The organism is Stutzerimonas sp. C6.4V (assembly GCF_058536345.1).
Window position 1 is genome coordinate 591,619 of record NZ_JBZUBM010000001.1, and the last position, 12,886, is coordinate 604,504.

Annotated in this window: 12 protein-coding genes; 7 read left to right on the forward strand and 5 right to left on the reverse strand. The window is 60.6% G+C overall.

Annotation, left to right across the window (positions count from 1 at the left end; all coding sequences use genetic code 11):
• The first annotated feature begins 88 nt into the window (after positions 1 to 88).
• Positions 89 to 2,050 (forward strand): methyl-accepting chemotaxis protein, encoded by a 1,962-nt coding sequence (locus AC4LFW_RS02800; protein ID WP_491817605.1) that lies wholly within the window; start codon positions 89 to 91, stop codon positions 2,048 to 2,050.
• Positions 2,051 to 2,194: 144 nt separating this feature from the next.
• Positions 2,195 to 3,169 carry an SDR family oxidoreductase gene (locus AC4LFW_RS02805; protein ID WP_491817607.1) on the forward strand — a complete coding sequence of 325 codons (975 nt, stop codon included), beginning with the start codon at positions 2,195 to 2,197 and terminating at the stop codon, positions 3,167 to 3,169.
• 49 nt (positions 3,170 to 3,218) lie between these two features.
• Here AC4LFW_RS02805 and AC4LFW_RS02810 read toward each other — a convergent pair whose 3' ends face one another.
• Positions 3,219 to 4,085 (reverse strand): DUF6279 family lipoprotein, encoded by an 867-nt coding sequence (locus AC4LFW_RS02810; protein WP_491817609.1) that lies wholly within the window; start codon positions 4,083 to 4,085, stop codon positions 3,219 to 3,221.
• A gap of 186 nt (positions 4,086 to 4,271) precedes the next feature.
• Between AC4LFW_RS02810 and AC4LFW_RS02815 the strand changes: the two genes are divergently transcribed.
• Positions 4,272 to 4,460 (forward strand): hypothetical protein, encoded by a 189-nt coding sequence (locus AC4LFW_RS02815; RefSeq protein WP_491817611.1) that lies wholly within the window; start codon positions 4,272 to 4,274, stop codon positions 4,458 to 4,460.
• A 7-nt stretch (positions 4,461 to 4,467) separates the two neighbouring features.
• Here AC4LFW_RS02815 and AC4LFW_RS02820 read toward each other — a convergent pair whose 3' ends face one another.
• The 4 genes from AC4LFW_RS02820 to AC4LFW_RS02835 all read right to left on the reverse strand — a co-directional run bounded on the left by AC4LFW_RS02820 (position 4,468) and on the right by AC4LFW_RS02835 (position 6,988).
• Complete coding sequence (locus tag AC4LFW_RS02820; RefSeq protein ID WP_491817612.1) at positions 4,468 to 5,007, reverse strand: hypothetical protein; 540 nt, start codon at positions 5,005 to 5,007, stop codon at positions 4,468 to 4,470.
• A gap of 77 nt (positions 5,008 to 5,084) precedes the next feature.
• On the reverse strand, positions 5,085 to 5,846 hold the full coding sequence (locus tag AC4LFW_RS02825) for a substrate-binding periplasmic protein (protein ID WP_491817614.1): 762 nt from the start codon (positions 5,844 to 5,846) through the stop codon (positions 5,085 to 5,087).
• 146 nt (positions 5,847 to 5,992) lie between these two features.
• A complete protein-coding gene (locus AC4LFW_RS02830; protein WP_491817616.1) occupies positions 5,993 to 6,715 on the reverse strand; it encodes an RNA pseudouridine synthase in 723 nt (240 codons plus the stop codon).
• 93 nt (positions 6,716 to 6,808) lie between these two features.
• On the reverse strand, positions 6,809 to 6,988 hold the full coding sequence (locus tag AC4LFW_RS02835) for a PFL_1563 family small protein (RefSeq protein WP_491817618.1): 180 nt from the start codon (positions 6,986 to 6,988) through the stop codon (positions 6,809 to 6,811).
• A 278-nt stretch (positions 6,989 to 7,266) separates the two neighbouring features.
• Here AC4LFW_RS02835 and AC4LFW_RS02840 point away from each other — a divergent pair, with 278 nt between their 5' ends.
• The 4 genes from AC4LFW_RS02840 (at position 7,267) to AC4LFW_RS02855 (ending at position 12,811) form a co-directional block, all read left to right on the forward strand.
• Entirely contained in the window at positions 7,267 to 8,103 is an 837-nt protein-coding gene (locus AC4LFW_RS02840; RefSeq protein ID WP_491817620.1) for a CvfB family protein, read from the forward strand.
• A gap of 778 nt (positions 8,104 to 8,881) precedes the next feature.
• Positions 8,882 to 10,039 carry an outer membrane beta-barrel protein gene (locus AC4LFW_RS02845; protein WP_491817622.1) on the forward strand — a complete coding sequence of 386 codons (1,158 nt, stop codon included), beginning with the start codon at positions 8,882 to 8,884 and terminating at the stop codon, positions 10,037 to 10,039.
• A gap of 43 nt (positions 10,040 to 10,082) precedes the next feature.
• On the forward strand, positions 10,083 to 10,616 hold the full coding sequence (locus tag AC4LFW_RS02850) for a polysaccharide biosynthesis/export family protein (RefSeq protein ID WP_491817624.1): 534 nt from the start codon (positions 10,083 to 10,085) through the stop codon (positions 10,614 to 10,616).
• Positions 10,617 to 10,618: 2 nt separating this feature from the next.
• Positions 10,619 to 12,811, forward strand: a complete 2,193-nt coding sequence (locus AC4LFW_RS02855) for a GumC family protein (protein ID WP_491817626.1) — start codon at positions 10,619 to 10,621, stop codon at positions 12,809 to 12,811.
• Positions 12,812 to 12,886 lie beyond the last annotated feature (75 nt).

The window sequence follows — 12,886 nt, forward strand, 5'->3', positions numbered from 1 at the left end:
GCCAGGCGCAAGCGAAAGCCTGCCAGTGCCATGCGCAAACTTCCCTTGCTAAAACGCTCCTGCCTTGCCGTGGAGCATTGAGGTCCCCGTGTTTAAGAACATTCCGTTGAGTTTCAAGCTGCTTCTAATCCTGTTGTCTCCTTTGTTGGGTTTTTTGTGGCTCGCAAGCCTCTATGTAACGGACAGTTATCAGACGCTCCGGCAGATGGAAGAGACGGTCGAGGCCAGTACGGCGGCGCAAAAGATCAGTCAACTGATTACCGCCTTGCAGCGCGAGCGTGGCGCCAGTGGCGTATTTCTTGGCAGTCAGGGCCGTACGATGAGTCGACGGTTGCCAGGCCTGCGCCAGGCAACCGATGAGGCTCTGGGCGCTGTGCAGGCGCTGGCCGGTCGCAGTGACGGCAGAATCGCGGAAGCGCTGCGTGCCCTGGAAGGACTCAAGGCGACCCGGGGTCAGATCGATTCCTTTGCCATTACCAACCTGGAATCGGGCGCTCGTTTCACAAAGGTTATCCAGTCGCTGATCAACTTTACCCATGCGCAGGAGGCCAGCGTAGCGGAGGTTGAGCTTGCACGAGCCCTGGGCGGGTTGAATCAGTTCATCGAAATGAAGGAGCGTGCCGGGCGGGAGCGGGCCATGCTTGGCGTGGTGTTCAGTCAGGACCGCTTCGATGCCGCCCTGCTGGCGTCCTTCAGTCGCAACCTGGGCGAATTCTCTGCTTACTCTGATGGATTCAGGCGTGCGGCTTCGGAGCGGTTTTCCCGCCTGCTGGATGAAAAGCTGCAGCAGCCCAGCGCGCAGGAAGTGGCAAGGTTGCAGCGTCTCGCCTTTGAAATCCCGCTCGGAGAGAGCCTGGGTGTCAATGCCGAGAGCTGGTTCGAAACCTCGACCAGTCGAATCGACCTGATGAGCGAACTGGAGCAGATGCTGGCGGAAAACGTACGCGACCTGGCCATACAGGCACGAGAGGAGGCACGTGGCGCCCTGTGGACGACGCTTGCTGCGGTAATCGTTGCGCTGGCCGCCGTCGCGGGCTTGTCCTGGCTCATTATCCGCAACATCAAGGTTGCCGTATCGGACGTCAATCGCACATTGCTGGCGCTTTCGGCGCGTGACCTCACCGCGAAAGCCGTTTACGAGGGCAAGGATGAATTTGGCGAGATCTCGCGCAACCTGAACAACATGGCAGCGGAGCTTCAGCAGGTCGTCCAGGAGATCGGCAACGCAACCGTTCAGGTGGCAACCGCCGCCGAAGAGTCGTCAGCGGTCACCGTCCAGACGAGTGAAAGCATAGAGCGGCAGCGTCAGGGAACGGAGCTGGTGGTCACGGCCATCAACGAGATGAGCGCAACCGTTCGTGATGTGGCGAAAAGCACCAGCGATGCGGCCGAGCTGTCACAGCGGCTCAATCAGAACACCGCCCAAGGTCGCAGCGAGGTGCAGAACACCATCGACCTCATCCGCCAGCTTTCCGAGCAGGCTGACCAGACCGCGCAGATCATCGGAAAACTGAAGAACGAGAGTGATTCGATCTCCTCTGTGCTCGACGTTATCCGTGGCATCGCCGATCAGACGAACCTTCTGGCCTTGAACGCTGCAATCGAGGCTGCGCGAGCCGGAGAGCATGGTCGTGGCTTTGCCGTGGTGGCTTCGGAGGTACGGATGCTTGCCCAGAAGACCCAAGAGTCCACTGGCAATATCCAGGACATGATCGGCAATCTGCAGGCCGGCGCTGATCGGGCTGCACGCTCCATGCAGGAAACGCTTGCCAAGGCTCAGGCCGGTGCCAGCAATATTGGGCGAGCCGGGGACCTGCTGGCGGAAATTGCCGAAGGGGTTGCCGGCATCAGCGACCGCAATATCCAGATCGCGACTGCGGCAGAAGAGCAGAGCGCTGTTGCCGAAGACATCAACCGCAATGTGGTCGAGATCAACGACGTCGCCATTCAGGTCAGTGCGGGTGCAGAGCAGACTGCGGCCACAAGTCTGGAGCTTGCGCGCCTCGCCGAACATCAGCAGCAATTGGTGGGTCGTTTCAAGGTCGCCTGACGGTTTCGCTGGGCGCTGGCTGGGCTGGGCCTGCCGGCGCTCGGCTGAGCTTGTTGAGCATCGGTACTTCCTGGGCGTGGCGGGGAATGTTTGCCCCGCCACGGCTGTCAGCTTATGAACGACAGCAAACCCGGAGAGACAGACATGAACGAAACCAGGCTCGAGGGCACCGTGGTGGTCATCACCGGCGCGTCCAGCGGCATTGGCCGTGCTGCGGCGCAGGCGTTCGCGCGGGAACAGGCGCGCGTGGTCCTGGCAGCGCGGGACGAAGAAGCGCTGCACGAGGTGGCCAACGAATGCCGGGCGCTGGGCGCTGAGGCGCTGGTGGTACCAACCGACATGACCCTGAGCGACTCGGTCGAACAACTGGCCAGCGCCGCCGCCGAATTCGGCCACGGCTCCATCGATATCTGGGTCAACAATGCCGGGGTAGGCGCCGTTGGGGCATTCGACGAGACGCCGCTGGACGCTCACGAACAAGTGGTGCAGACCGACCTGCTCGGCTATCTGCGCGGCGCCCATGTGGTCCTGCCGTATTTCAAGCAGCAGAACAGCGGAATACTGATCAACACGCTATCGGTGGGCAGCTGGGTGCCGCAGCCCTATGCGGTGGCATATTCGGCTGCCAAATTCGGGCTGCGCGGGTTTTCCCATGCTTTGCGCGGCGAGCTGGCGCAGTGGCCGGGCATTCATGTCTGCGACGTCTATCCGTCAATGGTGGACACGCCCGGTTTCCGCGATGGGGGCAATTTCGCCGGCCGTTCCCTGCAGCCGCCGCCTCCCTTGTGCGACCCGCGCCAGGTCGCCGATGCGATGGTCAGCCTTGCCCTGCATCCGCGGCATACGACTTCAGTGGGCCTGAGCGCCACGTTGCTGCGCTTCGCGCACTTCATCACGCCGGGTTTCGATCGCCTGTCCGGCCTGCTCACAGGGGCAGCCCTGCGTCGGGCCGACCGTGTCGCGCCGTCGTCCGGCAATCTGTTTCATCCTGCCCTTGGCGAACGGCGTATTGATGGTGGCTGGCGCCGGGATGAAAAGCGCCAGCGCAACCTGATGCTTGCCGGAGGCATCGCTGCTGCAGGCGTCCTGGGGCTGTTGCTCGCCAAGCGTCGCGGGTGACGTCAGGGGGGCCGGTGATCGCGGTAATGGCCCCTGCGAGCCGGGCTGCTCAGCGAGGGGGCAGGCAATCCAGCGAGCCGAGATCTCGACGCATGTCCTGCAGCTTTTCGTCGAGATGGCGACGCTGGGGCGCATCGGCCCGTTCGTAAAGATCGGCAATGAGATCGAGAGTGGCCTGCTCGATGCGCGGAAAGGCGGCGCGATATGCCTCGGTCCAATAGACCTCGCGGTCTTGCAGCAAACTGGCGATGCGCTGGTCGAACCCTGGCTGTTGCCGGTCCCTGATGGCGTCGACCAGCGCCCGCTGCCATTGGGATCGGTTGTTTATCCAGAGCCGGTTCTGCTCACCGAGCACATGCGCCCATTCGAGGATGCGCTGGCGCTGCATCGCGTTGGTGCTGCCGATCCATTGCTCGACACGTTCCTGCATACGCTCGGCCCGCTGGCGGATCTGCTCCTCTGGCGGCGGTTGCAGGTATTTCTTCTCCCGTTCCCTGCGGTCCTCTTCGAACTGTTCTTCTAGTTCACGCACCTGCCTCTCACTGAGGTCGCGCAGCAGCTGAACAGTGGTCGGCGTGATTTCCAGGGCGATCGCCTGGATCGCCCGCTGCGCTTCGTGGGAGTGCGCGCGGAGCGCCGGTTCATCCAGCGCGCCCTGTCGAACCTCGACCTGCAAGCGCTCGATAAGGTCCAGGTAGCCGGGTAGTTGCGTTCGGCAGTGCCAGCTGATGTGTTGCCGTAGCTGCTCGCGAAAGCGCGTCTGCTGCTCGCGGTTCATGTCCAGGTAGTCGTTGAGCGTCCAGGGGATCAGCAGATCGAGATTGCGGTAGGCCAGGTTCATGCGACTGCAGCCGACCAGCACTGCGCATGCCAGCATGATGATCGTTGCGCGCCCAATCGCTTGGCGGATCTGCATCGGAGTCCTCGTCTGGTCTACGGTTGTTGTCAGAGCACTTCTGTAGAGCCGCGAACGCTCCCGGCAGTTCGGGAAGAACAGCAACGGCTTGTTTCCGCGAGAAAAACGCCGGCTGCTGTGGTCCCAGAAGAAGGGCAACGCCAGGCGCGGGCCCTGCATACCTGAAAACAATCAGCGGAGGTGGTTATGCAACGCAGGATCAGGCATCTGACTGGAGATGAAGTACCGCAGGGCTGGCGTCCGACCTGGGTCACCTGCTGGGTGGTGGAGATCGACGGCCAGACGATTGCAGGGCCCTATGCCACCGAGGCAGAAGCGCAGGCCGTACTGGACGGAGAGCAAGACCCCAGGGTCTCGCAAACCCCTACGCCCTGAGCGTTGGTCACTGGCATTGGCTGGGGCAGAGCATTTCAGATTCGGAAGGCGATGGAGGGGGCTCGACCAGCTGCGAAACCAGCTCCAACGCCTTGTCGAAGTCCGGGTAACCGCTTTGCGCCACGTCCAGTTCGGCATATTCCATGCGGTATTGTTCGGCTTTGTCGGCGTCGCGCTCATCGATCAGATAAGGCTCGTCATAGATCTTGTAGAGCAAGGCAACCGCATGTGGGTGGCCTTTGGCGCGGGCCTGTTCGAGCAGGCGCAGCACTTCGGATTGCTGCGGCCCTTGCCGAATCAGTAGCAGGGCCTGATAGAACTCGGTTTCGCCACGCTCATCCAGGCGCGCGCTGCGGTCGAGCAGCGCACCGGCCAGCTCATAGCCGTCTTCGTCACCCACCGCGATGAGTATCTTGGCCTGCATCAGGTCATTCTGGTAAAGCAGCCGCTCGGCGCGGCATGCGCTGCCGCTGGCTGGTTCGTCGCAGGACTGTGAGGCGCAGCCGCCAAGGGTCATGAGCAGTCCTATCACCAGAGCTTTCTTCATCGCAGCCTTGTTCTCTTGTTTGGTTGGGTATCAGCGCGTTCTGACCAGCAGGCCGCGCGTCTGTTCAGCACAGCATCTCATTGTTGGGGTGCCATGGGCATCAGCCCGTAGCGATGCAGCAGGACTTGCCATTGCGGGTCATCTGGCAGCTGCTCGAGGACCTCGTTGAGGTAGAGAGTAACAGCGTCGCCCAGCGAATCGGTCAGCAGAACATGCCTGGAAAAGCGATACAGGGGGCGCGCTGAGATGTGCAGGTCACCGAAGTCGTGCTGCTTACGGTAGTAAAACAGGGTCGAGCGTGAGATCAACAAGGTGTGGATTCGCCCGGACAACAGCTTCTCGATATTTTGCAGGTCCGTGCGCACGTCCTGGCGCTCTATCTTCTTGCGGGCGATATCGGCTTCCAGCCCCTCGTAGCGATGACCGAGTACGCCTCCCAGCGTGCGGCCATGAAGGGATTCGGGCGTTAGGTAATCGAAGGGGGCGTCCGGCAGGGACACGAAATCCTGCTGATCCATAAGGAGCGGCGCCGACCATTTGGCATGCCGGGTCGATGCCGCGGTAAAAAAACTCGGCGTGGCCCACAGGAGTACGCCCGGCCGGCCCTTCGCCAGATGGATGTCGATGCGTTTGCGCGGCAGCGTGATCAGTTCGAACAGGAAGCGTTGATCGTTCAGCGGATGCTGGTTGAGCCAATCGACGAAGTCATGCGAGAGGCCGTGCCTGTCATCGACGATAAAGGGAGGCGAGAGGTGATAGGTCCAGACTTCGATGCGCTCTTTTGCACTGCCAAACAGAGGCAGCAGTGCCAGCACCATCACCAGGACGATTTTCTGCATGGCTCACCTTTCCTGAAGGAATGCCTGAACGGTACTGATCACTGCTGAAACGAAAGCAGCAGGATGCCTTAGCTGTTGTTACAACCAGCATAGGTCAAGGCGGGTTGGGCGTGGGCTTTTGCCAAAGGGCAGCCGGGTGGCTGCGGTCAGAAACGTTCGTGCTCGCCGAGAAAGCGCCACTCGTTGACTGGCAGTTTCGCCATCGACAGGCGGCCGATACGGATGCGCTTGCAGTTGAGCATCTGCAGCCCGATGGCCTCGCACAGCAGGCGGATCTCACCTGCCTGCGGTGCCTTGAGCACGATGCGCAGTCGGGTTTCGTTCTGCCAGCTGGCTTTGGCCTTGGGCAGGATCCGACCGCGATGACCGATACCCTTGGCAAGCAACTCCAGGCCGCCATCCTCGGGCTCTCCAGCTACCTCTACAACGTATTCCTGTTCGAGCTTGTCCCGTGGGTCGCCCAGTTTACGGATGATCTCGCGTTGCTGGCTGAACACCACCAGGCCGCTGGCGTGCGGCTCAAGCGGCAGGAGCGCGGTGTGGCGCACCAGATGTCGTTCGCGAGGGGAGAGCTGAGAAGGGTCGCCGGACCAGTGGCTGGCGTTGGCCAGTTGCCGCTGCGCATCGCTGGGCTCGCTCGCGGTAGGCTCTCCGGCAGGCTTGTGCCACAGCAGGGTGACCGGCGGCATTTCGGTTGCAGTTGCGCCAGGTAGCAACTCGACACGCTGGGCATCTACCTTGAAGAAGGGCGTCTCGATGACCTGACCATCAACGCTGACCCAGCCGCCCTCGATATAAAGCTCGGCCTCGCGCCGTGAACAGCCGAATTGTTCGGCTACGCGTTTGGACAAGCGGATCGGGTCAGTCATGTAATTCTCGGGTGTCGCGGGGGGAGGGAACCTTGCGAGCTGCTGCGTCAAAACAGGAGGGCGGAAGCTCGCGTGTTCGGCTATCGGCTGCGTTTACTTCTTGCTGATAGTGATCTGCCGCGATGGGCCCTGGGTCTGACCACTGACCCCGTTGGGGATCTTCTGGACTTCGCCACCGGCCTTCAGGAAGGCGGCCATCTGGTTGGCGAGCGATTCGCTGGTTTCGCTGGCGGGTTCGGGTTTACGCTTGGCGGATGTGGTCTTGGCGGCCATCGTCATCTGTTTCCTTTGGTCAGTCGAACCGGACATTATACAGATCTGGCTAAATTTTGTTCGATTTATGTCGATTTTCACTTGGGCCGATGGGTGAGCGTGTTGGTGAAGCTGACCGGAGGTTCGGTTTTCCCATCTGCCAAGCGGCTCTGGCATGAGCAGTTACCTGCCGGGGGCGTGCGACTCCCGACATAGCCCACGTATTGCCGCAGTAGGCGGCGCACCGCAGGGCAACTGGCCTGCTAGAATCGCCGGCTTCGACCCAGAGGATTCGTGAGATGGCTGCAATCGGGCGTTTCAACAGCCTGCAAATTGTCAAACACACCGGTTTCGGTCTCTACCTGGACGGAGGGCCGGATGGCGAAATCCTGCTGCCCAACCGCTACATCCCGAAGGATACGCCGACCGAAGTGGACGACTGGCTGAATGTGTTCGTCTACCTAGACAGTGAAGACAAGCTCATCGCCACAACCGAGAAACCCAGGGTCCAGGTCGGTGAATTCGCCAGTCTCAAGGTTGCGGAGATCAACCGGATCGGATTGTTTCTCGACTGGGGTTTGCCCAAGGACCTGTTGCTACCCCATTCCGAGGAAAAGCGACCCCTAAAGGAGGGCGACTACTGCGTCGTTCATGTGTACCTCGACAAGCACACCCGCCGCATCACCGCCACGGCGCGGCTGGACCGCTACCTGGACAAGACCCCGGCGCGCTACAGGGTCGGCGAGGCCGTCGATCTGCTGGTCGTAGAGGCAACCGATCTGGGGCATAAGGCGATTATCAACGGTAAGCATTGGGGTCTGATTCACAAGAACGAGGCATTCAAGTTTCTGCGCGGCGGCATCCGCGAGAAGGGTTACATCAAGGAAGTGCGCGCCGACGGCAAGATCAGCCTGAGCCTGCAACCGGTGGGCAGCGAGGCGGCCGATGCGCTGCAGGCGCTGATCCTCCAGAAGCTGCAGGAGAACCAGGGCAGCCTCGCGGTGAGCGACAAGTCCCCTGCGGATGAAATCGCACGCCTGTTTGGCGTCAGCAAGGGCAACTTCAAGAAAGCCATCGGCGGCCTGTACAAGCAGGGCCGTATCGTCATCCATCCCGACCGCATCGAGCGCGCCTGACCTCCGGCGGTTCACCAGGCGCTCCCGTGACATGCAGGTTGCGGTAGCTCCTTCTTCAAAGGCAGTCCGCCGCACCCATGCGGCGCGGGCTTCTTTATAGCCGCTCCAGGCAGCCTTCAGCTGAACGATCCCTTCCGGGACCCGGACCGGAGCTCCATTCGCTCTGTCGCCAGTATTACTGGATGTAACGGCGTGGAACTTGACAGAACGCACCAGGTCCAGAAAGAGCGCCCGGATATCGAAGTGGTCCTGTCTGGTAAAGGCCTGCTCGCCAGGTTCAGAGGCAACAGGTGAGCGCGGCGGAGTACCAGTGCGAACGTCGTCAGGATTCGGGCTCGCTCTGAGTACCGCCTCGACAGGTCAGCGACCACCCTGCCGCGTCCCCTTCTGGACTGGTTAGGCGCTGGCAATAGCGCAGCGATTAAGCATTCGCACAACAAGGCGCGGCAGCGCTGCCACCAACAACAAGATCCAAGCAAGCTAATTCGTGTCGGCGGTCTGGTTATCGATCAGTGCTGCGGACGGTCCTGTGGGTTGTTGATCGGGGCGTCTGCATTCAGACGGGCTGCCTGCGTTCAGGGCGGTAGCGTGCCCTAAGCGAGAGGGTAGAGCGTATGGGCGAGGGAGCCTGCAAGGGTTGTGAATCGTGTCGTGCAGCGAATGTGCAACTGTTAGGGATATTTGCGGTCTGTTGCGTGTCTATGCCTCCTCACAACATCCAGGCGTCGCGGCCAGAGGCGGGTATGAACACCAATTTATCTCCGAGAAGGGATTCCAAATGAGGAAGATCACGCTACCAGGCGTATCGCTATTGTGCCTTGCTGCCACCAATAGCTGGGCAGCGAGTGACCCGCAGGACATCGAGATCGGCGGGTTCGAGTTCACCCCGACGCTGGTGGTGCGCGAGAGCTATGACGACAACTATCGTGGGCTTGCCGACAATGAGCAGTCCTCCTGGGTTACAGGAATTAACCCTACTTTCCTGCTGGGTACCGGTAACCGTAATAGCGAGTATGAGCTTGAGTACTCGTTCAACAGCGACATCTTTCATTCGGATTCCGAAGCCAGCAATACCGACCACCACCTCAGCCTGAGAAGCGCTATGGAGTTCACCTCCCGCCATCGCCTGAGCTGGGGCCTGTCCTACCATCGCGTGGAAGAGACGGCTGATACCGAAACCATTACCGAAAACGACAAGTACAGCAGTGCCATCGCGCGGGCCGCATACCGTTTCGGTGCGCGCAGTGCCCTCAACCAGCTGGAATTCGGTACCCATTACGAGCAGCGTCGCTATCACAATAGCGGCAACATCAATGCGACCGAAGACCGTGACAGCCTGATGTTCAACTCCATCTGGTTCCATCGGCTCGGCTCGCGCACCCGCTCGCTGGTCGAAGTGCGCCACACCGACCATGACTACAAGCTTTCCCGTGCCTTGCGCGACAGCACCAACATAGCCCTGCTGGGCGGTGCCAGCTGGGACGCGACGGCGAAGACCTCCGGTACGCTCAAGCTTGGTGCCGAGCGCAAGGACTTCGACAGCGACCTGCGTGAGGACTTCACCAGTCCCATGTGGGAAGTCGGCGTTACCTACAAGCCGCGCAGCTATTCGGCATTCAAGATCAATTCTCGCCGCGCGTTCGACGAGGGCGATGACGGGGCCAGCACCATCAACGACTGGACCACCATCGCCACCTGGGAGCACGAATGGACGTCCAAGGTAGCGACCGAGCTGCTCTATCGCTTCTCGGACCGGGAATACGAGGGCATCAATCGTGACGACGAACGCACCGGTTACGGCGCTGGCGTCACATGGTCTCCGGATCGCTGGGTGGACGTTACGCTTTCGTATCTCAGGACGGAAAACGATTCCACGCTGAGTACCGAAAATTACGACCGAAACGTTTATCTGCTGAGTTTCGACCTGAGCCTCTGAGGCCAGGTAGGAGGTTAAACCAGTGCCTAAGGAGGAGCCGTACATGCGCATCCCGAACATATTCAAATTCTTTTCGCTGCTGCTGTTGCTGGCATTCAGCGCCGGTGCCACTGCCGCGCAATACCAGCTCGGCTCGGGGGATGTCATCCGTATCAACGTCCATGGCGAGCCGGATCTGACCTTTGAAGAAATCCGCCTGACCGATGCCGGTACCTTCACCTTTCCCTTCATCGGCGAGGTGGACGCCAACGGCAAGACGCCCGGTGAGGTTCGCAACATCCTTGTCGAGAAACTGAAGGATGGTTTTCTCGTTGATCCTCGCGTCTCGGTGTCCGTTGCCAATTACCGGGAGTTCTACATTGCCGGCGAGGTGAAAAACCCGGGGGGATATCCGTTCCAGCCCGGGCTGACGCTGGATCGCGCCATCGCGTTGGCTGGAGGCCTGACCGAGCGTGCATCTACCAAACGCATGACCATCGTACGGGGCTCGCAAGGCAGCCGTGCGGAAGAAAAAGCCACTATGAATACCCTGGTTCGCCCCGGCGATACGATCAACATTGATGAAGGATTCTTTTGATCATGAACAGTCCAGTTCGCCCGGATCGACCTTGGCAGCGACCCACAGGCAGTCCTGACAGCGATTTCATCGACATGAAAAAAATCTGGCATGCCATCTGGTCACGCAAGTGGGGCATCATCCTGCTGGTCGCGATCATCGGTGGGCTGGCCGGGTTTTTTGTCTCTCGAATGACGCCCATCTACCAGGCTGTTGGCACGGTGCTCATCGAGACCAAGGGAACGCCGGTGCTGTCGTTCCAGATACCGGATGCGCCGAAGGAGATCAGCGAATACCTGCAGACCCAGCTCAGCCTGATGCAGAGCCGTGGCGTGGCGCAGCGCGTGGTTCGGGACCTTAGTCTGACCGAGCATCCCGAGTTCGATCTGCGTCAGCAGCCCAAGCCGCTGGTTGACATCGGCGCTATCAAGCGCATGTTCACGGGTGAAGAAGTCGAACCGCCGACCGAAGCGCAGATCCTGGATTTTGCGACCCAGCGTTTCATGAACCGCACTACGGTGTGGGTGGAAGGCAAGAGCCAGCTGGTTTACCTGTCGGTATCCATGGCCGACGCGTTGACCGCGGCTCAAGCCACCAACCAGCTGGCGCAGGCCTATATCGAAGCCCAGCTGGAAGCCAAGGTCGACATGTCGATGACCGCAGCCGGCTGGATGAACGATCGACTGGTGTCCTTGCGGGAAAACCTGCAGGCGTCCGAAGATCGCCTGCAGGCCTATCTCGATGCTGAAGGGCTGGTCGATCTTGATGGCGTGGGCACCATCAGCGCCAATGAGCTGTCGCTGACAGGTGACCGCATGATCGATGCTCGCCGTCAGCGTGCCGAGGCCGAAAGCCAGTACCGGCAGGTCGAATCCATGCGCAGCCAGGGCTGGGAGCGTCTGGCGAGCGTACCTGCGGTACTCGGCCATCCCCTTATCCAGCAGTTCAAGGCTGACCAGGCCCATGCCCGTTCGCGGGTCGAAGACCTCTCGCGTCGTTACGGTGACCGTCACCCGGCCATGGTTTCGGCACGCTCCGACCTTAATGCAGCAACGGCGAGCCTGCGTCAGCAGGTCGAGCAGGTGGTTGCGAGCATCGAGCGTAACTATCAGCTGGCGGTGGCCAACGAGAACTCGTTGCGTGCGTCGTTCAATGAGAACAAGGACCGCATCCAGGATATATCCCGCAAGGAATTCAAGGTGCGCGACCTGCAGCGTGAGGTTGAAAGCGACCGTGCGCTGTATGACACCTTCATGACCCGCCTGCAGGAAACCACTGCCACCTCGGACCTGAGTTCCACCAATGCACGGATCGTCGATGCTGCTATTCCGCCGACCGAGCCGTCTGCGCCCAATGCGCAGCTGATCATGGCCGTGGTGCTGTTCCTGGCGTTGGTCCTCGGCATCGCCCAGGCCATCATTCGTGAAATTCTCGACAATACCTTCAAGAGCTCCGAGGAAATCGAAGCCAAGCTGAACCTGCCGGTCATGGGCATCGTTCCGCAGGTACCGCGCAAGCTGCGCAAGGAAGTCAGTCATCTGTTCGAACGCAGCGGGGACAAGCGCTTCTGCGAGGCAGTGCGCACCATTCGCACCAACCTGCTGCTGACCGAAACCAGTCAGCCTCGGCAGGTGCTGGTCATCACCTCGACCGCGCCGGGCGAAGGCAAGAGTTCGGTGTCAGCCAACCTGGCATTTGCCATGGGCCAGCTGCATCGCGTGCTGCTGATCGACGCCGACCTGCGTCGCGCGACGCTGGACAAGGCATTCGATTTCAAACAGGGGGCGCCGGGACTGGTCAACCTTATTGGCGGCAACGCCAAGCTAGAGGAGTGCATCCACACCGTTGGCAACGTCGACATGATTGCAGCCGGTGCCGTGCCTTCCAACCCGCTGGAACTGTTGTCTTCGCCACGCTTCGCCAAGCTGCTTGAAGTGCTGAAGGGCCGCTATGACCGGATCATTATCGATTCACCGCCAAGCCAGGCCGTAAGCGATGCTGCGGTGCTGTCCACCCTCGCGGATGCGGTGATCTACGTGGTCAAGTCCGACAGTACTCTCATTCCCCATGTGCAGAAGGGCATCAGTCAGCTGCAGAACAGCAGCGCGCCGTTGGCGGGCATCGTGCTGAACCACGTCGATATCGAAAAAGCCAAGAAGAACGGTCAGTTCCGTGGCTATTACGACGTTTACGGTTACAGCGAGCAAACGGTCTAAGCCGACTCGCCTGAGTGGCCGGGTGTCGCCAGTGTGGGAGCCCGGTCCGAATTATGTCTGCCCACATACGATTAC